At 70.7% G+C, this 19,227-nt stretch carries 17 protein-coding genes; 8 read left to right on the top strand and 9 right to left on the bottom strand.

Annotation, left to right across the window (positions count from 1 at the left end):
* Nucleotides 1-25 precede the first annotated feature (25 nt).
* On the bottom strand, nt 26-865 hold the full coding sequence (locus P3T41_RS30430) for a glycosyltransferase (protein ID WP_280693839.1): 840 nt from the start codon (nt 863-865) through the stop codon (nt 26-28).
* 190 nt (nt 866-1,055) lie between these two features.
* Between P3T41_RS30430 and P3T41_RS30425 the strand changes: the two genes are divergently transcribed.
* The 5 genes from P3T41_RS30425 (at nt 1,056) to P3T41_RS30405 (ending at nt 4,859) form a co-directional block, all read left to right on the top strand.
* Nucleotides 1,056-1,472, top strand: a complete 417-nt coding sequence (locus tag P3T41_RS30425) for a hypothetical protein (RefSeq protein ID WP_280693788.1) — start codon at nt 1,056-1,058, stop codon at nt 1,470-1,472.
* 91 nt (nt 1,473-1,563) lie between these two features.
* Complete coding sequence (locus tag P3T41_RS30420) at nt 1,564-2,133, top strand: hypothetical protein (protein ID WP_348533707.1); 570 nt, start codon at nt 1,564-1,566, stop codon at nt 2,131-2,133.
* On the top strand, nt 2,097-2,948 hold the full coding sequence (locus P3T41_RS30415; RefSeq protein WP_280693786.1) for a hypothetical protein: 852 nt from the start codon (nt 2,097-2,099) through the stop codon (nt 2,946-2,948). Before P3T41_RS30420 ends, P3T41_RS30415 begins: the two co-directional genes overlap by 37 nt.
* A gap of 2 nt (nt 2,949-2,950) precedes the next feature.
* Nucleotides 2,951-3,400, top strand: a complete 450-nt coding sequence (locus P3T41_RS30410) for a GNAT family N-acetyltransferase (protein ID WP_280693785.1) — start codon at nt 2,951-2,953, stop codon at nt 3,398-3,400.
* 286 nt (nt 3,401-3,686) lie between these two features.
* Entirely contained in the window at nt 3,687-4,859 is a 1,173-nt protein-coding gene (locus P3T41_RS30405; protein WP_280693784.1) for a glycosyltransferase 87 family protein, read from the top strand.
* Nucleotides 4,860-4,927: 68 nt separating this feature from the next.
* Here the strand turns inward: P3T41_RS30405 and P3T41_RS30400 are convergent, their stop codons facing one another.
* On the bottom strand, nt 4,928-6,271 hold the full coding sequence (locus tag P3T41_RS30400) for a hypothetical protein (protein ID WP_280693783.1): 1,344 nt from the start codon (nt 6,269-6,271) through the stop codon (nt 4,928-4,930).
* Between the two features lie 303 nt (nt 6,272-6,574).
* Here P3T41_RS30400 and P3T41_RS30395 point away from each other — a divergent pair, with 303 nt between their 5' ends.
* Nucleotides 6,575-8,503 (top strand): ricin-type beta-trefoil lectin domain protein, encoded by a 1,929-nt coding sequence (locus P3T41_RS30395; protein ID WP_280693782.1) that lies wholly within the window; start codon nt 6,575-6,577, stop codon nt 8,501-8,503.
* 124 nt (nt 8,504-8,627) lie between these two features.
* Here the strand turns inward: P3T41_RS30395 and P3T41_RS30390 are convergent, their stop codons facing one another.
* From P3T41_RS30390 to P3T41_RS30375, 4 genes are read right to left on the bottom strand one after another with little or no spacing between them, the layout of a single operon-like run.
* Nucleotides 8,628-9,968: a GH1 family beta-glucosidase gene (locus P3T41_RS30390; protein ID WP_280693781.1), complete on the bottom strand. Its 1,341-nt coding sequence runs from the start codon at nt 9,966-9,968 to the stop codon at nt 8,628-8,630.
* Between the two features lie 59 nt (nt 9,969-10,027).
* On the bottom strand, nt 10,028-10,906 hold the full coding sequence (locus P3T41_RS30385; RefSeq protein ID WP_280693780.1) for a carbohydrate ABC transporter permease: 879 nt from the start codon (nt 10,904-10,906) through the stop codon (nt 10,028-10,030).
* Complete coding sequence (locus P3T41_RS30380) at nt 10,899-11,828, bottom strand: sugar ABC transporter permease (RefSeq protein ID WP_280693779.1); 930 nt, start codon at nt 11,826-11,828, stop codon at nt 10,899-10,901. Before P3T41_RS30380 ends, P3T41_RS30385 begins: the two co-directional genes overlap by 8 nt.
* Before the next feature lie 2 nt (nt 11,829-11,830).
* On the bottom strand, nt 11,831-13,144 hold the full coding sequence (locus P3T41_RS30375; RefSeq protein ID WP_280693778.1) for a sugar ABC transporter substrate-binding protein: 1,314 nt from the start codon (nt 13,142-13,144) through the stop codon (nt 11,831-11,833).
* Between the two features lie 168 nt (nt 13,145-13,312).
* Between P3T41_RS30375 and P3T41_RS30370 the strand changes: the two genes are divergently transcribed.
* Nucleotides 13,313-14,620 carry an ROK family transcriptional regulator gene (locus P3T41_RS30370; RefSeq protein ID WP_280693777.1) on the top strand — a complete coding sequence of 436 codons (1,308 nt, stop codon included), beginning with the start codon at nt 13,313-13,315 and terminating at the stop codon, nt 14,618-14,620.
* A 293-nt stretch (nt 14,621-14,913) separates the two neighbouring features.
* The gene (locus tag P3T41_RS30365) at nt 14,914-17,142 is read left to right on the top strand and encodes a discoidin domain-containing protein (RefSeq protein WP_280693776.1); all 2,229 of its coding nucleotides are present in this window, start codon (nt 14,914-14,916) and stop codon (nt 17,140-17,142) included.
* A gap of 69 nt (nt 17,143-17,211) precedes the next feature.
* Here the strand turns inward: P3T41_RS30365 and P3T41_RS30360 are convergent, their stop codons facing one another.
* The 3 genes from P3T41_RS30360 to P3T41_RS30350 all read right to left on the bottom strand — a co-directional run.
* A complete protein-coding gene (locus P3T41_RS30360; RefSeq protein ID WP_280693775.1) occupies nt 17,212-17,745 on the bottom strand; it encodes a nuclear transport factor 2 family protein in 534 nt (177 codons plus the stop codon).
* Nucleotides 17,746-17,950: 205 nt separating this feature from the next.
* Nucleotides 17,951-18,985 (bottom strand): alanine racemase, encoded by a 1,035-nt coding sequence (locus P3T41_RS30355; RefSeq protein WP_280693774.1) that lies wholly within the window; start codon nt 18,983-18,985, stop codon nt 17,951-17,953.
* 59 nt (nt 18,986-19,044) lie between these two features.
* Nucleotides 19,045-19,227, bottom strand: a 183-nt coding sequence (locus P3T41_RS30350; RefSeq protein ID WP_280691332.1) for a peptidoglycan bridge formation glycyltransferase FemA/FemB family protein, incomplete at its 5' end; no start/stop codon positions are given.

Below are 19,227 nucleotides of genomic sequence, written 5' to 3'. Positions count from 1 at the left end.
GGGCCGACCACGCCATCACCGGCCGTCAGATCACCGGAGGCCGCCCCAAGCGCGCCATCCGCCACACCGTCCGCCACCGCATCGGCCGGCGCGGCGGGCACGAAACCCGTACCCCCTCGAAGAACCCGGCCCACCATGCCTTGAGGCCGGCCAGCGGCGGCCTGCGGGCCACGGTGTAGGCACTCCACGACGCGAGGTACACCGGCACCAGGACGGCCGGCAGGTGCCTCTTGGCCAGCCACACCCGGTTGCGGGCCGTCAGCCGGTAGTACGTGGCATGGCGGGCCGGGTCGGTGCGCGGGTGCCTGAGCACCAGGTCGGCCCGGTAGTGGATCTCCCACCCGGCGTCCAGCGCGCGCCACGCGAAGTCCGTCTCCTCATGCGCATAGAAGAAGGACGCGGGAAACGCGCCCACTTGGTCGATCACGCTCATCCGGATGGCATGAGCGCCTCCCAGGAAGGTGGTGACCTCGGACGAACGCAGCGGATCGGAGGCACCCAGCCGGGGTACGTGCCGGCGCGCGGTCCGCCCCTCCTCGTCCACGATCCGGAAACTCACCACCCCCAGCCGGGAGTTGTTGGCAAACGCATCCCGCACGAGGCGGAACGTGTCGGTTCGGGGCAGCAGGCCGTCGTCGTCCAGAACCACCACCACATCCACGCCGCGGTGGTCACGAAGCCACTCCACGCCCTTGTTGCGGCCGCCCGGGATCCCGAGGTTCTCCGGCAGCTCCACCGCGTCGACCCCCGAAGGCAGCTCGGGGAGTTGCACACCCTGGCCCAGCACCACGACCTTCGCAGGATCGCCCTCCTGTGCCGCCACCGACTCCAGGAGAGCACGCAACTCTACGGAGCGGTCTCCCATCGTCAACACCACGACGCCCAGCGTGAGGTCTTGGTCATCCCCGGTCCGACAATCCGTCAAGGTGCGCTCCTGCAATGGATCTTGAACGCTTTGAACAAGGTTCCCGATGTCCAACGGTACTCCTGTTGCGTCACTGAGCGTTCACTGAGTGCAGCTGCCAGACGGCGGCCCCAACCTGTAGGAGGAGTACATGAGCACCACCACCACGCGCAGCGTCGAGCTGGTCGAGCTCGGGAAGTTCTTCGCCATCACCGCGCACCGCTTCGACACCGGCCAGAGCGCGCCGGAGATGTTCAGCGCGGCGATCGACGCCGTGTGGCACCAGCTCGCCGAGGACAGCCAGGCGCACACCGCGTTCACCGAGAGGCACGCCGGCCGCGAGATCGTCCACGCCGAGACGTCCGGGCGTGGGTTCGTCGCTTGGGTGACCGCGTACGAGGAGGCGTACGGCCCGCTCCCGGCGATCTGGTTCACCGACGGCAATGGCGCTGTCGACACCGCTGCGCTCACCGCCTACCGGGAGACCGGCCGCGTGGTCGCCGAATGGAACTGCTCGCCGGCCCCCGGCGACGGCGACGGCAACACCCCGGCCAAGACCGCCCGGTGACCTGTTGGCCACCATCCACGCCGACGGAGCGTCCCGGCCAACCGCCGGGGCGCTCCGCCTCGTCGAGTCCCGGTCGCCGAGTCCGACCGCTGTGGACGTCACCGGCTACACCGCCGCACTGTTCGGGCACTGCTCGTTCCTCGCACCGTCCGCCCAGCGCGGGCTGACCGGCTGGACGGTGTACGAGATCGCGCCCGGCGCCCACCGGTACGAGGTCGAAGCCGAGTTGTTCCACGCCGCCGTTCAGGCAGCCGAGTGGATCCGGCCGCTGATGAGTCGACCGCACGGCGCGTTCGTCTGCGAGAACATCGTCATCACCGGCGCCGCTCTGGACACCGACCACGGTGAACTGCTGTCCTGGCCGCACTGGGCGTTGAAACACCTCTACGGGCCGGTGGGCGTGATGTTCGGCAAGTTCACCCAGGGCGCCCGGGAGTGCGACAAGTTCGGCCGGAGCATCCCACCGCCGCCGTGCTCGTTCCTGCCGGTGCGCGCCGCCGTGCGGCCACGCGATCCGCAGTTCTTGATGGACACACCCGAGCTCGCGCGGGCGGTGGCCGTAGCCGACGACGATGGTCGAGACGTGTTCGAGCACATCCCCTGCGATTGGAAGGCGGTACGGGCATGGGCGACTTCGCTCCCTGTCCCCCCGAGGCGGTGACGGCCGCGCAGAACATCTGCGGGTCAGTCGAGTTGAGAGAGATCACCGACCGGCGAGGCTCGGCCGTGTGGCAGGCGACCGGACCGCTGGGCACGGTCGCGATCAAGCTCGGGTACGGCGCCGACGGCGAAGGCGCGGAGATCACCGCGCGGGAAGCCGCTGTACTCGACACCTTGCCGGACTACACCGTGACCGCCGGCCGCTCCGGCCCCCACGTCTGGTACGTCACGCCATGGCTGGACGGCCCGTCCACCTGGGAGCTGTTCCAGCCGGTGCGCGACGGTTCCGGCGCCCGCACGACCGCGCTCGCCGGGGCGGTGGCGCTGTGCCGGGCGGTCGGCGACTTCCATGCTGCCGGCTGGGTTCATGGCGACCTGCAACCGTCCCATGGCATCCACAACGCCACCGGCGTGAAGTTGATCGACTTCGGCTGGTCGTGGCGCGAGGGAACCGACCCGTGGCGGGAGTTCAACGGCGGCATCACGCACCTGGTCGCGCCGGAACTCGCCACCTGGATCAGCCTCGGCCCACAACCCGTGAAGCCCCCACCGGCGGCGGATGTCTACGCGCTCGCCGGGTTGCTCTGGACCTGCACCACCGGCCGCTGGCCGCTGGACTACGCCGCCACCGGCCTCGCTCTGAAGGACACCAGCCCGGCTGACCTGCGGAGGGCGATCGCCGCCGGCATCCCGCTGAGCGCGGCGCGGCCGTGGCCGCACCTGCAGACGGTACTCGCCGACGTTCTCACCGCACCCGCCCCCGAGCGCCCCACCGCCGGCGAACTCGCCGACCGCCTCGCGGAGGTGACCACCTGAACGTGCGCCCGGCATCCCCGGCCGACGCTGCCGAACTCGCCCGCATCCACGCCGAGATGGTGGGAGTCGATGCCACCGGGCCATGGCGCGACCGGCTCGCGGACCACCTACGCGAACAACTGGGTAGTGACCGGGTCGCCGCGTTCGTGATCGACGACCCGGCCGGCGGTCTCGCGGCCTGCGCGATCGGTGTCGTCCACCAGGGCCTACCGGGCCCCGACCACGCCGGGGTCTTCGGGCAGCTGCAGACCGTCGTCACCGAGCAGCCGTTCCGCCGGCGCGGCTACGGCCGGGCCGTCACTTGCGCGCTGGTCGAGTGGCTGACCGCCCGGGGCTGCACCCTGCTCACCCTCAACGCCAGCGACTCCGCCGTGCCGCTGTACGCCTCGCTCGGCTTCGCCTCGAGCTCCCGTGCGATGCGCTTCGTCGGCAAGCCTTACCACCGGGCGTGATCTGCCCGCGCCGGGGGCGCGTGCGCTGCCGTTGCCGAGCCCGTCACACAGGCCAGCCCCCGCCCAGAGTTCTTTATGAGAACCATCTGAACCTCCGTCAACGTCCTCCGTATCCCGGGGGGAGCCTCAGGGAAACGATCTGGTCTGTCTCAACGGGGGTGGCATCGCGGTGCGCGAGTTCGATCTGAAACGGTGGGCACGGCAGGCGGGTATCGATGAGCGCGTCGATACCTCCGGCCCCGCAGGATCGACACCTTGGACCGCGGCTGCGGCTTGCGTGGCAGCGGTGTCGCTGGTGGTGTTCGCCGTCGTGCGTCACTTCCACGGCTCGACCATGGTCGACATGCTGGTCTACCGAGGTGAGGGCGCCGCGGTCGTCCATGGCGCGGACCTGTACGCGATGCGGGTGTGGGACCTGCCGGCCACCTACCCGCCGTTCGCCGCGATGCTCTTCGTGCCGAGCACCTGGTTCGACGTGAGCACGTTGCGGGTTCTGGTGGTGCTCCTCAGCCTCGCCCTGCTCGCCCTGGCCGTCCACCTTTCCCTGCGCCTGATCGGGTGGCCTCACGCACGTCACCGTTCAGCCGCCGTCCTTCTCGCGACGGGCCTGGGCGTCTGGCTGGAGCCGGTGTACACCACCTTCCAGTACGGCCAGATCAACCTCGGCATCCTCTGCCTGGTCCTGTGGGACCTGACCCTGCCGGACCGGAGCCGATTCAAGGGCGTGGGCATCGGTCTGGCCACCGCCATCAAGATAACCCCGGGCCTGTTCGCCGTGTACCTGCTCCTCACCGGCCGGATCAGAGCCGCTCTGGTCTCAGGAGGCACATTCCTGGCGGCCGGCCTGATCGGCTGGCTCCTGCTGCCCGACGCCTCCTACGGCTTCTGGACCACGTACCTCTGGGACCCGAGCCGGGTAGGCGTCACGGTCCTCATGGACAACCAGTCCCTGCGGGGCGCGGTCTGCCGACTCCTCGACGTCAACGACCCGGGCCTGGTCGGCCTCGCCGCCTGCGTTGTCGTCGGGACGCTCGGCCTCGCGGTGGCCGTCCTGGCCGGGCGCTCCGCACGGCGACTGCGCCGGGCCGACGCCTGGGGCGCCGTCTGCACCGCGTTCACCGCGCTGCTGATCTCGCCGATCAGCTGGACGCACCACTGGGTCTGGTGCATCCCTCTCATCGCGCTGCTGGCCGTGGAGGCCAGGACCACAGGGCGGCGGGTGCTGCTCGGCATCACGCTGGCGGTGTTCCTCTGCCACGCCATGTGGATATCGCCCCACCGGTGGGGACGCGGCGTCGCCTGGTACTGGCAACTACCCGGCTCGATCTACCCGCCTCTGGCCATCGCCGTTCTCGTCGTCGTGGGGCTGCGCCTGTACGGCGCGCGGCGTCCGGTCGGCAACGAGTTCGAGGAGACCAAGGCATCCCAGCCGGCAGGACCGGTCCTGATGCCGCACTGACGCGGTGAACGTCACGGCCTGTCCGACCCCACCGGGCCGGACAGGCCGTGACGTTCGTGTAGTGCCGGCTAGCCGCCGACCGAGACGGTGGCGCTCGCCTGGGCGGCCGCCAGGTGGGCGTCACCGTCGTACGAGATCTGGTAGCTGACGGAGCCGGTGGCACACGGGGTGTCGGTGACGGTAAACGAGCCGTCGGCGGCCGTGGTCACGTCGGGCAGGTTGACGCCGTCCGGGTCGTCGGCGTCGACCCGGGTCACGTGCACGCTCCGGCCCGCCGCGTACGGGGCGCTGCCGGCCAGGGAGCCGGTCAGCGTGACCTCCGACTCGGGAGCCGCGCTGGTCGGCCCGGTGAGGGAGAGGCCGGAGGTGACCTGCTCGGGATTCGGCAGGATGTTGAGCACCGGGTGGCCCGAGGCGTCGCCGCTGATCGCGAACAGCTCGGTGCCGTCCGGGGTGACGGCCAGACCCGCGGGGGCCGGGACGCCCGAGACGTTGAACGCCTTGAGCGGGGTGGGGTTGCCCGGGGCGAAGACGTAGATGGAGTTCGCGGAGGGGTTGTCGACCCCGGCCAGCACCGTGCCGTCCGCGGCGACCGAGACCGCGTCGGGGTAGTTGGTGCTGTTGTACTGCCCGGCCGGGGTCAGGTCGGAGACCTTGAACACCTGTTGGTAGTAGGGGTATCCGCTGGCCGTCACCACCTCGGAGCCGTCGGGGGTGAGCTGCAGGTCGGCCAGGTTGCCGCCGGTCTGCATGAACCGCTGCGCGGCGAGCACGCTCGCGGTGCCGCTCGAGACGTCGTAGCTGGCCAGCTGGTCAGGGCTCTGGCCGGGCTCGCCGGCGACCAGCTCACCGTTCGGGCCGGCAGCGAGCAGCGGAGCCGCGTACCAGGAGCCCGGGGCCGCGGCGAGGGTGACGGCTGCCGGGCCGCTGCTCGGATCGATCGAGCCGATCCCGCCGTGGGCGGCGACGCCGTAGCCGAACCAGATCTCGCCGCCGGTGTAGGCCACGTACATCGGGTCGGTGCCGGCACCGGTGGCGTAACGGGCGCGCTCGGTGAGCGTGCGGGTGCTGATCGCTGAGACGGCGTCACCGTCCGCCAGCGCGGCGTAGACCGTGCGGCCGTCCGAGGAGAGCGCCAGCCCGGTGGCACCGGGCTCGTTGTCCACGGTCGTGACGGTCCGCCCGCTGTAGTCGGTGACCAGGATGCTGGTGCTGCCGGTGCCACCACTGATGAATAAGTGCCGATGAGCGGAGTCGATCAGGATGTGCGAGTAGTGCGCGAGCGGCAGGGTCACAGTGCTGGACGAGGCTTGAGCCTGGGCCTGGGCTGAGGTGGCGGGCAGGCAGACCGCGCCGGCGATCCCGACCGCCATCGCGATCGCCGCGGCTCGTGAGGTGCTCTTGTGAGGCATGGGGCTCCCGTTCGAACAGAAAGGTGACGAATGCTCAGGAGCGAGCAAGAGCTATCGGATCACACAGGACCGACACAGATTCTGCCGGGGCAGCGCACTGACTCAACGTCACTTCTCCTCTCATGGACTCCACTTGTCGGCCAGATCTCTTGTCATGCACGCCAAGACGTCACGTGCCGTACCTCTCCCGGTTCTCTCGAAGCCTCCTCGCGACGCCACCCTGTCCCGAGCTCGGAGGTGACATCGCATCCGAGCGGTCAGGGCACCACCACCCCCGCCCAGCCGTCGAGAGGCCTTCCCGCCATGTCGCACCCCCGCCCGAGGCGGTGGCGCTCGCGCACCAGCGCGCTCGCCGCCGTGCTCTCCTGTCTGATCGCCCTGCTCAGCGGCCTGACGGCGGCTCCGGCCTCCGCCGGCGCGGCGGGCACCGCCAGCGGCACCGTCACCGGGCTCGCCGGCAAGTGCCTGGACGACTCCGGCGCCGGCACCGCCGACGGCAACCAGATCATCCTGTGGCACTGCGACGGCGGCGCCAACCAGAACTGGACGCTGCCCGGCGACGGGACCATCCGCACCCTGGGCAAGTGCCTCGACGCCGGCGGGGGCGGCACCGCCGCCGGCACCTACGCCGACCTGTACACCTGCGACGGGCAGGCCCGCCAGCAGTGGACCGGCGGCAACGGCACGCTGGTCAACCCGGTCTCCGGTCTCTGCCTGGACGTGTTCGGCGGCAGCTCCAGCGACGGCACCCGGATCGACCTGTGGACCTGTGGCAGCGCCCAGGCCAACCAGCGGTGGACGGTGCCCGCCCCGAGTGGGAGCACCAGCGGCAACCTGATCGTCGACGCCGGCGGCGAGTCGGCCGCCATCTGCTCGCCCAACGGACTGGACGGCATGACCGTCCCGGGCTGGACGATCACCGGTGGCGAGCCGAACGTCGTCTGCTACGGCGCCGCGGGCGGCTTCCCCGACGCGAACACCCCGGGCTCCCCGAGCCGCGGCACCGGCTTCTTCGCGGGTGGCGCGACCGGCAACTCCGGTCTGTCGCAGACCGCTGACGTGTCGTCGGCCGCGAGCGCCATCGACGGCGGCGGTGTCGGCTACGACCTCTCGGGCTGGCTGGGCGGGTACGCCTCGCAGAACGACCGGGTCGGCCTGACCGCGACCTTCCGGAACGCCGCCGGCACCGCCCTGGGCAGCGCCCAGCTCGGCCCGGTCAGCAACACGGACCGCAACAACACCACCGAGTTCCTCCAGCGCACCGCGACCGGCACGCTGCCGGCCGGCACCCGCTCGATCAAGCTCGACCTGGCCTTCACCTGGACCGCCGGCAACACCACCGACGGCTACGCCGACGACCTCTCGCTGACTCTCTCGGCCCCGGTCGCGACCCCCGTGCTGACCGTCCCGGCCTCCGCCGTACCCGGCTACGACCACGTCTTCCTGGTCTACATGGAGAACCAGGACTACGCGAACATCATCGGCAACACCGCGCAGGCGCCGTACCTCAACGGCCTGCTGCCGAGCGCGACTTCACTGACCCAGTCGTACGCCACCACCCACCCCAGCGACCCCAACTACGTGGCCCTCGCGGCCGGCGGTCTGTACGGCCTGACCGGCAACAGCGTCTCCACCACCACCATCAACGCCCCGCACCTGGGCAACCGGGTCGAGCAGGCCGGCAAGACCTGGAAGGAGTACCTACAGGGCGCCAACGGCAACTGCGATGCCAGTAGCCACGGTTACTACGCCCCGGACGACGCGCCGTTCTACTACTTCCAGGACATGAAGAGCGACGCCGCCTACTGCCAGGCCCACATGCAGCCGCTCACCCAACTGCCCACCGACCTGCGGTCCGCGGCGACGACGCCGGCCTTCTCCTGGTTCGCCGCCGACGACTGCGACGACATGGAGGCCTGCGGCATCACGGCGGGGGACACCTGGCTGAGCCAGACCCTGCCGGGCATCCTCAACTCGCCCGCCTGGACCACCCAGCGGTCCCTGCTGGTCATCACCTGGGACGAGGGAGCGGTGAAGTCGTTCGGCCCCGGCTACCCCAACCGGGTGCCCACGTTGCTGCTCGGCTCGCAGAACAGCGTCAAGCCCGGCTACCAGAGCAGCGGCCGGGTCGACCAGTACGGCCTGCTGCGCACCATCGACGACGCGCTCGGCCTGGCCCCGCTGACCAACAACGACCGGTACGCCGCGCCGGTCAACGACGCCTGGCAGTAACGCCGGTGGGCTGACCCGCCCGACCCGCCCGACCCGCCCGACCCGCCCGACCCGCCCGACCCGCCCGACCCGCCCGACCCGCCCGATCCGGGCGGGCCGGGCGGGCCGGTGCCGGTGCCGCCGGTCAGCGGTTGCGGTGCTCGGCGATCAGCTCCGCGTAGCGGTGGCCGCTGGCTTTGATCGTGCGGCGCTGGGTGGCGTAGTCGACGTGGACCAGGCCGAAGCGCTTCTCATAGCCGTACGCCCACTCGAAGTTGTCCAGCAGCGACCAGGCGAAGTAGCCCGCGAGCGGGGCGCCCTTGGCGACCGCGCTGGCGCAGGCGGCCAGGTGCTGCTCCAGATAGCGCGCCCGCTGCGCATCGTGGATGCTGCCGTCCGCCGTCACGGTGTCGGGGTAGGCGGAGCCGTTCTCGGTCACGTAGATGCGCCGGGCGCCGTACTCCTCGGTCAGGCGCAGCAGCAGCTCTTCGAGACCGGGGGCGTGGACCTCCCAACCCATCGCGGTGCGTTCGGGGTTGGGGCCGGGGACCTGGCGGGTGTACGGCGCGGGGCCGGACGGGTCGGCCGTCACGTGCTGGCGGAAGTAGTAGTTGAGGCCGAGCCAGTCCAGGGGGGCGGCGATCAGCTCCAGGTCGCCGGGGTGGATCGGCAGGTCGACGCCGTAGAGGTCGACCATGTCCTTCGGGTAGCCGCGGCCGTGGATCGGGTCCAGCCACCAGCGGTTGACGTGCCCGTCGGCGCGCCGGGCGGCGGTGCGGTCGGCCGCGCTGTCGCTCGCGGGCAGGATCGGGCTCAGGTTGTTGACGATGCCGATCCGGGCGCCGGGGACCGCGGCGCGCAGCGCCTGGACGGCCAGTCCGTGTCCCAGGTGCAGGTGGTACGAGGCGCGGACCGCGGCGGTGAGGTCCCGCAGGCCGGGGGCCATCGCACCGTCCAGGTGGCCGATCCAGGCCGAGCAGAGCGGCTCGTTCAGGGTGGCCCAGTCGGTGATCCGGTCGCCCAGGCGCTCGGCCACCACGGCCGCGTACTCGGCGAACCGTTCGGCGGTGGCCCGCTCGGGCCAGCCGCCGCGGTCCTGCTGGGCCTGCGGCAGGTCCCAGTGGTACAGGGTGGGGAAGGGGGTGAGGCCGGCTTCCAGCAGCGCGTCGGTGAGCCGGTCGTAGAAGGCCAGGCCGGCCTGGTTGACCCGGCCGTCGGCCTGCGGCACCACCCGGGGCCAGGCGATCGAGAACCGGTAGGCCGCCAGGCCCAGTTGGCCGGCCAGGCGCAGGTCCTCGGGCCAGCGGTGGTAGTGGTCGCAGGCGGTGTCGCCGGTGTCGCCGGCGGCCACCTTGCCGGGGGTGTGGGAGAAGGTGTCCCAGATCGAGGGGGCGCGGCCGTCCTCGGCCACGGCGCCCTCGATCTGATAGGCCGCGGTCGCGGCGCCCCAGAGGAAGTCGTCGGGCAGGGCGGTGAGGTCGTTCACGGCGGGCGGCCTTTCGACGGAAGGGGCGAGGGGACTGCCGGAGTCGCGGGCGGGGCCGGTCATTTGACGGCGCCCGCGGTGAGTCCGGCGACCAGGTAGCGCTGCAGAAGCAGGAAGCCGACCACCACCGGCACGCTGACCACGAGCGAGGCCGCCATGACCTGGTTCCAGTAGACGTCGGTCTGGGTGGCGTAGCCCTGCAGACCGACGGCGAGCGTGCGCGTCGTGTCGTCGGTCATGACGGAGGCGAAGAGCACCTCGCCCCAGGCGGTCATGAAGGCGTAGACGCTGACGGCGATGATGCCGGGCACCGCGGCGGGCAGCAGGATCCGCAGCAGGGTGCGAACCGGTCCGCAGCCGTCCACCGCGGCCGCCTCGTCGAGATCGCGCGGGATGGAGTCGAAGTACCCGACCAGCATCCAGATGGCGAACGGGAGCGAGAAGGTGAGGTAGGTGAGGATCAGGCCGCCGCGGCTGCCCAGCAGCGCGATGCCGGTGGAGTTGCCGATGTTGACGAAGAGCAGGAAGAGCGGCAGCAGGAAGAGGATGCCCGGGAACATCTGGGTGGACAGCACCGTGACGGTGAAGAGCCTGCGGCCCGGGAAGCGGTAGCGGCTGACCGCGTAGGCGGCGAGGATCGCGATCACCACGGAGGCCGCGGTGGCGCTGACCGAGACGATCACCGAGTTGACGAAGTAGTGCCAGAGCGGCACGGTCGACCAGATGTCGAGGTAGGGCCGCAGCGTGATGGTGGTCGGAATCCACCGGAACGGTCCCTGGACGTCCTGCAGCGGTTTCAGCGAGGAGCTGATCATCACGAACACCGGGGTGAGCGTGAAGAGCGACAGCAGCGTCAGGAAGATCCGCCGGCTCCACCGGAAGGAGGCGGACGGCGCGGTCGGGGAGGCGGGCCGCCGGCGCCGGAACGAGTCAGGCATCGGCGCTCCTGCGGCGTGAGGTGACCAGCAGATAGGCCCCTGTCACCAGCAGCAGGAACAGCAGCAGAAGCACCGACATCGCCGAGCCGGTGCCGAAGTTCCAGGTGACGAAGGAGGATTGGTAGATGTGGATGGAGATGAGGTCGGCCGCCTGCGGGGCGGATCGGCCGAACAGCACGTAGGGGGTGTTGAAGTCGTTGAAGGTCCACAGGAACAGCACCAGGACGAGCACCTGGTTGACCGGGCGCAGCGAGGGCAGGGTGATCCGGCGGACCTGCTGCCAGGCGCCCGCGCCGTCCATCGAGGCGGCCTCGTAGAGTTCGCGGGGGATGTTCTGCAGACCGGCCATCAGCGTCAGGAAGGCGAACGGCCAGGTCTTCCAGACGGAGACGGTGACCAGCGCGGTGAAGCTGTTGTCGCCGATCAGCCAGAACGGCTTGCCGGAGGTGAGGTGGAGCTGGTCGTGCAGCACGTGGTTGATCAGGCCGGTGTCGTGCTGGAACATGAACGACCAGGTGATGACGGCGGCGTAGACCGGCAGCGCGTAGGGGATGAGGAAGATCGTGCGCAGCAGTCCCCGGCCGCGGAAGTTCTCCTGGAGGTAGATCGCCGCCGCCATGCCCAGCAGCCAGGAGAGGCCGACCGACAGCACGGTGAACTGGCAGGTGGTCCAGAACGAGTTGAGCAGCGAGCGCCCGACCGGAGCGCTGAAGTCCACCGCCGTACGGTAGTTGCCCAGGCCGCGCCAGGGCGCGGTGGACCAGTCGCGGATGAAGAACTGGGTGAGCTGTCTGAAGCTCATCACGACGCCGACCACCATCGGGACCAGGTGGATCAGCAGCTCCAGCAGGAGCGCGGGCACGAGCAGCAGATAGGGCAGGGCCGTTCGGGGAAGGCGCGGTCGGCGCAGGGGCTGTCGCACGGTCAGGAGGCCGGCATCTGCTGCTGGGCCTTGGTGAGTTCGGCCTTGACGGTGTCGTCGGTGATCGGCTGGCCCGCGGCGGCCGCGGCGAGCAGGTTCTTGACGGCGGTGCCGACCAGGGTCTCGAACTGGCTCTCATTGGCGACTTGCGGCAGCGGTGCCGCGCTGTTCGCGAGCACGCCGGCGATGGTCTTGAGCTCGGGCGTGCCGAAGGCCGGGTCGCTCTGCGCGTCCTTGACCGGTGGGATCGAGCCGTAGGCCTTGTTGAGCAGGGTGGACTCGTCGGTGCTCGTCATGAATTTGACGAAGTTCAGTGCGCCGTCCAGGTTCTTGGTGTTCTTGAAGACCGCCAGGTTGATGCCCGCCACCATCGAACTCGTCGCCATGGCGCCGGTGGCGCCGGGCGGGACCGGCACCGGGACCACCCCGAAGTCGTCGGGGTTCATGCCGTGGGACTTGAGGTTGGCGCCGGCCGCCTGCCACATCAGCATGGCGGCCTTGCCGGTGGCGAAGTCGGTGACGGACTGGTTGGCGGCGTACTCGGCGTCGCCGGGCGCGGCGATCTTGTCGGCGGCGATGAAGTCGACGTACTGCTTGACCGCGGCGACCGCCGCCGGGCTGTCGAACTGCGGCTTGCCGGCGGCGTCGAAGAAGCCGGTTCCGTGCTGCTGGCCCAGCGTGAACACGTTGTGCACGTTCTCCGAGACGTTGCCGCCCTCGATGGCCAGGCCGTACTGCGAGCCGGTGGTCAACTTCTTTCCGTCCGAGACCAGCTCGTCCCAGGTGGTGGGCGGGTTGGCGATCCCGGCGGCCTGGAAGAGCTTCTTGTCGTAGTACAGGCCGTAGGCCATGGAGTAGAGCGGCACGGCGGCCGGGCTCTGGCCCGCCGCGCCGGCCGAGGCGATGGTGGCCGGCATGAACCGGTCCGCGCCGCCGATCTTGGCGAAGGTGGCGCTGTCGAAGGGCAGCAGCGCGCCGGTGGCCTGCAGCGAGGCGGACCAGGTGTTGCCGATGTTGAGCACGTCGGGGCCCTGGCCCGAGGCGGTGGCGGCGAGGATCCGGTTGAGCAGATCGGACCACGGCACGACCTCGAGGTTGACCTTGATGCCGGTCTGTTGCTCGAACTTCTTCAACTCCGGGGTCAGCACCTGCTTGTCGATGTCCAGGCTGGCACCCTGGTTGGAGGCCCAGTAAGTCAGGGTCTTCGGGCTGGAGTTGCTCGCACCCGTGCTGCTCGACCCGCCGCCGCAGGCGGTGCCGGTGAGGGCGAGTGTGCTGGCCAGGGCGGTGCCGACGGCGATCCGGGTGAAGCGCATGACCGGTCCCCTCTCAGGGATGTGCTGGTGCGTCAGGTCGGGTGGAGTTAGCATCTCAAGCACTAACTTCAGGGCGTGATTTAACGTCTGAGAAAAGAGCGCGTCAAGACCTGGCGCCATGTCAGATCGCCGACCGAATGTCAGATCTCCGACCGATCGAGGAAGACCATGCCGAAGCGAGGCATTCAGACCGTCCGTGACCTGCGCCGGAGCAGCAGGTCGACGCTGCTGCGGCGGCTGTACTTCGACGGGCCGACCAGCAGGCAACAATTGGGTCACGCCACCGGCCTCAGCGCCGGATCGATCAGCAACGTGATCGGCGAGCTGATCGCCGACGGGCTGGTGGAGGAGGCCGGCACCGTCGAGTCCGACGGCGGCCGGCCCCGCATCATGCTCCGAGTCAGGCCCGACTTCGGCTACTTGGTCGGCGTGGACGTGGGGGAGACGCAGGTGCGGGTCGCGCTCTTCGACCTCGCCCGCACCGAGCTCGCCGCCGTCGACCAGCCGCTCTCCGACCACGGGCACGACGTCGACCACGTGGTGCGGTTGATCCTCAGCGGGCTGGCGCGGGTGCTCGCGCAGACCGGGACCGACCAGGCGGACGTGCTCGGAGTCGGGATCGGCGTGCCCGGCATCGTCGAGCAGCGCGAGCCCGCCGGGGACTGCCAGGGCATCGTGGTGCACGGCCCGACCGTGGGGTGGGACGCCGTCCCGCTGGGCCGCCTGCTGCGGACCGGCACCGACCTGCCGCTGCACGTCGACAACGGGGCCAAGACCCTGGGCCAGGCCGAGATGTGGTTCGGTGCCGGGCGCGGGGCCAGCCACGCGGTGGTGGCGCTGTTCGGCTCCGGGGTCGGCGCCTGCGTGATCGCCAACGGGGTGCCGTTCCGCGGGGCGACCAGCAGCGCGGGCGAGTGGGGGCACACCAAGGTGCACGTCGGCGGACGTCTGTGCCGGTGCGGCGCGCGTGGCTGCCTGGAGGCGTACATCGGCGCCGAGGCGCTGGTCGAGCGGTGGGGACGGGCGGCGTCGGACGCGGTCTCGGGCTCGGTTTCCGGCTCGGTCTCCGGCGCGTCCGGAAGCACCGTCTCCAGCGTCTCCAGCGCGGACGAGAAGGCCGGGCTCGCCGCGCTGCTCGCGGCCGCCGACCAGGACCCGGCCGCCGCCGAACTGCTCGGCGAGGCCGCCGAGTACCTCGGTGCGGCGATCGCCGACCTGATCAACCTGTTCAACCCCGAGCGGGTCATCATCGGTGGCTGGGCCGGCCTGCTCCTCGGGCCCCGGCTGCTGCCGGCCGTGCGGGAGGCGGCGACCGCCTACGCGCTCAGCTTTCCCCGGGCGCAGACCTCCATCGACCTCGGACTGCTCGGCCCCGACGCGGTGACGCTCGGCGCGGCCACCCTGCCGCTCGCCCGCTTTCTCGAGTCCGGAGGGGTCGTGCCGACGGGCGTGGAGTCCGTCCCGGCGCCGCGTTGACCTGCAACGGGGCGTCCCGGCGGGCAGCCGTGCGTCGGTCGGGAAGCGGGCGGCGCCGGGCTGCCGGTCCAGGCGGCAAGCTGCGTCGAGGGTCTTGACACCGGGAAAGAACCGCCCCGAGACTCGCTGCGAGAGCGCTCCCCCGAGTTTCGGGGCGAAGGCGCCGTCTCCTCCCCTGCGTGGCCGTCCAGGCCGAACCACCGCCTTCCCCTTCGGCGTGCCCGCGCACCGGCAACCTCGCTTCCACGCTCCCGCAAGGCCCTCCGCACCTCACCCACCCGCAGGAGAAGCCCGTGAGCTCAACCCCGACACGCCGCGCCGCGGCCCGCGAGCGGCGCGGTGCCGCCGCGCTGGTCGCCGCGGTGCTGGTCGCCGTCCTGGCGCTGGCCGCCCCACCCGCCGTCGCGCGCGCCGGCACCACCGCCCCGCGCTCCCACAGCGCGTCCGCCACCACCGCGCCGCCCGCCTGCGGCACCACCGACGCCGCCCAGGGCATGCCCGCCACGGCCTCCTCCACCGAGAACTCCGGCACCCCGGCCTCGGCGGCGGTCGACGGCAACCTCAACACCCGCTGGTCCAGCGCGTTCAGCGACCCGCAGTGGCTCCAGGTCGACCTCGGCAGCACCCAGCAGATCTGCCAGGTCGTGCTCAACTGGGAGACGGCGTACGGGAAGGCGTACCAGATCCAGACCTCCGCCGACGCCGTGAACTGGACCACGATCTACTCCACCACCAGCGGCCCCGGTGGCACCGAGACGCTCAACGTCACCGGCTCGGGGCGGTACGTGCGGCTGTACGGCACCCAGCGCGGCACCCAGTACGGCTACTCGCTCTGGGAGTTCGGGATCCACACGACCGGCGGCGTGCCACCGATCGCCGGCGGCGGCGACCTCGGTCCGAACGTGCTGGTCTTCGACCCGAGCACGCCCAACATCCAGGCCACCCTGGACAGCGTCTTCCAGCAGCAGCAGTCGGCGCAGTTCGGCACCGGTCGGTACGCGCTGCTCTTCAAGCCGGGGACCTACAGCAACATCAACGCCAACCTCGGCTTCTACACCTCGATCGCGGGTCTCGGCCTGAACCCGGACGACACCACCTTCAACGGTGACGTCACCGTGGATGCCGGCTGGAACAACGGCAACGCCACCCAGAACTTCTGGCGCTCCGCCGAGAACCTGGCGCTGAACCCGGTCAGCGGCACCGACCGCTGGGCGGTCGCGCAGGCCGCGCCGTTCCGCCGGATGGACGTGCACGGCGGACTCAACCTCTCGCCGACCGGCTACGGTTGGGCCAGCGGCGGCTACATCGCCGACAGCCGGATCTCCGGGAGCGTGGGCAACTACTCGCAGCAGCAGTGGTACACCCGGGACAGCTCGATCGGCGGCTTCTCCAACGGGGTCTGGAACCAGGTCTTCTCGGGTGTCCAGGGCGCTCCCGCCCAGAGCTTCCCGAGCCCGAGCTACACCACGCTGCCCACCACCCCGGTCTCACGCGAGAAGCCCTTCCTCTACCTGGACGGCTCGGGGAACTACCAGGTCTTCGTCCCGGCGCTGCGCACCAACGCCAGCGGCGTCGACTGGGCGAACGGGACCCCGCCCGGCAACTCGCTGCCGCTCAGCCAGTTCTACCTGGTCAAGCCCGGCGCCACCGCCGAGACCATCAACGCCGCCCTCGCGCAGGGCCTCAACCTGCTCTTCACGCCCGGCGTCTACCACGTCGACCAGACGATCAACGTGACCCGCCCGGACACCGTGGTGCTCGGGCTCGGGTTCGCCACGATCGTCCCGGACAACGGCGTGACCGCGATGGCGGTCTCCGACGTCGACGGCGTCAAGCTGGCCGGCCTGCTCTTCGACGCCGGCACCGTCAACTCCCCGGTGCTGCTTCAGGTCGGCCAGCCCGGCGCCTCGGCCGACCACACGGCGGACCCGACCACCGTGCAGGACGTCTTCGTCCGGGTCGGTGGCGCGGGCGCGGGCCTGACCACCACCGGCATGGAGATCAACAGCAACGAGACCGTCATCGACCACACCTGGATCTGGCGGGCCGACCACGGCACCGGCGTCGGCTGGACCGTCAACCCGGCCGACTACGGACTCACCGTCCACGGTAACAACGTGGAGGCGACCGGCCTGTTCGTCGAGCACTTCGAGAAGTACGACGTGGAGTGGTCGGGCCAGGGTGGCACGACGATCTTCTTCCAGAACGAGATCGCGTACGACGCGCCGAACCAGGCCGCCATCCAGAACGGCAACACCCTCGGCTACGCCGCCTACAAGGTGGACGACAACGTCACCAGCCACCAGGGCTGGGGGCTGGGCAGCTACTGCTACTTCAACGTCGACCCCACCATCCGGATGGACCACGGATTCGAGGCGCCGAACACCCCTGGCGTGCAGTTCCACGATCTCTCGGTGGTCTCGCTGGGCGGTGACGGCCAGTACAACCACGTGATCAACGGTGTCGGTTCGCCCACCTCGGGCACCGGCACGACCCCCTCCACCGTGGTCTCCTACCCCTGACCCGCGCACCACGCAGCGGCCACCGCCGCCCCGGCCCGCGGTCCGGCCGGGGCGGCGGTGGCCGGCGGCTCAGCGGCGACCCCAGCCGGCGGGCGGGTCGATCTTCCCGGTGAGGATCCGGGAGTACTCGATGTTGCGTGAACAGAGCGTGGGCGTCGCGAACTTGAGGACGTTCGTCTCGATCAGGGTGACCCACTGCATGGTTCCGTCGGTGTCGGACGGGACCTGCATGGTCACCCAGATCTCGATGTCCGCGCGGTCACCACTGACCAGCGGCGTGCCGTAGCGCCAGGTCATCCCGGCCTGCGGCGCGGTGACGCCGGTCCAGTACCGGTGGATCTCGCTGCGGCCGTGGAACGTCTGGTCCGCGACGCCCGGGACGGACTCGTAGAGGGCGTCGGGCGTGAAGAGCTTGACGACGGCGTCGGCGTCCTTGGTCTGCCAGGCCCTGAGGTAGGCCGCCATCCAGCGGGTCACGTCCTGGTCCCGGAGCACGGGCGTCCGGGCCTCGGCCGGCGTCGCCGCGCCCACGGCGACCGCCGCGGGGATCGTGGTCGCTAGTCCCACACGCAGAACCGCGCGGCGGTCGGGAAGAGCGGGCATGTCGTGGTCCCTCCTGGTAGGTGATCAGCTCTCGGGCGGCTCGGGCGGGCGTGCGGTCCGAATGAGCAACGCACCCTTACCGGAACCACGTTGATCTGTTGCCCGGTGCGCTGCAGCAGACTAGGGCGGTCCTGGCCGCCGCTGAAGGGGGACTTGGAGCAGTGCGCGTGACATTGTCCGAGCGGTCGTCAGGCGGGAGTCGTCCTCAACGGTCCACCACCCGGTCGAAGCGCGTGGTGGTGTGCCGGACGTGCAGGGGGAGTTCGTCACCGATCGCCGGGGGCTTGGTGTCGCGGGGGAGGAAGAGGATGCTCACCTGCATGTGCGGCGGCTCGGCGAACCAGAGTTGGCGGTCCTGCCAGCTGTAGGGGGAGAGGGAGCGGTTGACCGTGGCGAGGCCGGCGCGGGCGATGCCCTTGGCGCGAGGCAGCAGGCCGTGCACGTACTTGGGCGCCTCCAGGCCGATGCCGTGGGCGGTGCCGCCGGAGACCACCAGCAGGTGGCCGTCGGAGGGCGCCTTGTGCTGGCGGTAGCCGTAGCGCTCACCCTTGGCCAATGGGGTCACGTCGAGCACGGTGGCCCGGGCGCCCAGCGCCCCGACGTCGCCGAGCCAGAGCCGGGTGCCGATCCGGGAGTGGAAGACGGTGTCCGGACAGCGGTCGGCGAGCCGGGCCAGGTCGGCCGGGCTCAGGTGGCTCACGAAGATCTCGCCAATGGGCAGTCGGGCTGCCGCGATCGCGTCCACGGTGTGCGCCGCCTCCTCGACCGGGTCCGAGTTGTCGGGCCGGTCCAGCGGCAGGTGCAGGGCGAAGCCCTTCACCTGCAGACCGTTCAACACCCCGGGGAGTACGGGCAGTTCGGTGAGAGCGATGCCGTGTCGCTTCATGCTGGTCGCGCACTCGATCACCACTCTGGACCCGTTCGGCAGGGCCGACAGCGCCTCGATGTTCGCGACCGTGCGGATCACCTCGCGGGGCAGCGGCGGCGCGTCCTCGCCGATCCGGTACGGGGTGAGCACCAGCAGCTCGCCGCCGTACCAGCAGGCGGCCTCGGCGGCCTCGTGCGGGGTGCCGACGGCCAGCAGCTTCGTGCCGAGCCGGGCCGCCTCCGCGGCGAGCCGGCGGTTTTCCAGACCGTAGCCGTTGCCCTTGGCCACCGGCACCAGGTTGGCGAACTCGGCCTGGACGGACTGCTGATGAGTGCGCCAGCGGTCGGTGTCGAGGTACAGCGACAGGGTCATGCGGTCCCTCCGATGACGTTCGGACGTTCAGTGTTCGGACGTGGACTCACGGGTGGCAGTCAGCGGCGCGACATGTAGAGGTCGAGCGCCTTGTGCAGCAGCTTGTTGAGCGGGAAGTCCCACTCCCCGAGGTATTCGGCGGCCTGGCCGCCGGTGCCGAGCTTGAACTGGATCAGGCCGAAGAGCGGGTCCTCCTCCTGGAGCGTGTCGCTGATCCCGCGCAGGTCGTAGATTCCCGCGCC

This window comes from Kitasatospora sp. GAS204B, from assembly GCF_029892155.1.
In the GTDB taxonomy this organism is placed as follows: Bacteria; Actinomycetota; Actinomycetes; order Streptomycetales; family Streptomycetaceae; genus Kitasatospora.
This window is presented reverse-complemented; position numbering and strand designations above follow the sequence as displayed.

Coding starts and splice junctions, on each gene's coding strand:
- P3T41_RS30425 (WP_280693788.1), top strand. CDS start 1,056: ATGAGCACCACCACCACGCGCAGCGTCGAGCTGGTCGAGCTCGGGAAG.
- P3T41_RS30355 (WP_280693774.1), bottom strand. CDS start 18,985: ATGACCCTGTCGCTGTACCTCGACACCGACCGCTGGCGCACTCATCAG.
- P3T41_RS30395 (WP_280693782.1), top strand. CDS start 6,575: ATGTCGCACCCCCGCCCGAGGCGGTGGCGCTCGCGCACCAGCGCGCTC.
- P3T41_RS30370 (WP_280693777.1), top strand. CDS start 13,313: ATGCCGAAGCGAGGCATTCAGACCGTCCGTGACCTGCGCCGGAGCAGC.
- P3T41_RS30415 (WP_280693786.1), top strand. CDS start 2,097: ATGGGCGACTTCGCTCCCTGTCCCCCCGAGGCGGTGACGGCCGCGCAG.
- P3T41_RS30360 (WP_280693775.1), bottom strand. CDS start 17,745: ATGCCCGCTCTTCCCGACCGCCGCGCGGTTCTGCGTGTGGGACTAGCG.
- P3T41_RS30375 (WP_280693778.1), bottom strand. CDS start 13,144: ATGCGCTTCACCCGGATCGCCGTCGGCACCGCCCTGGCCAGCACACTC.
- P3T41_RS30385 (WP_280693780.1), bottom strand. CDS start 10,906: ATGCCTGACTCGTTCCGGCGCCGGCGGCCCGCCTCCCCGACCGCGCCG.
- P3T41_RS30400 (WP_280693783.1), bottom strand. CDS start 6,271: ATGCCTCACAAGAGCACCTCACGAGCCGCGGCGATCGCGATGGCGGTC.
- P3T41_RS30430 (WP_280693839.1), bottom strand. CDS start 865: ATGGGAGACCGCTCCGTAGAGTTGCGTGCTCTCCTGGAGTCGGTGGCG.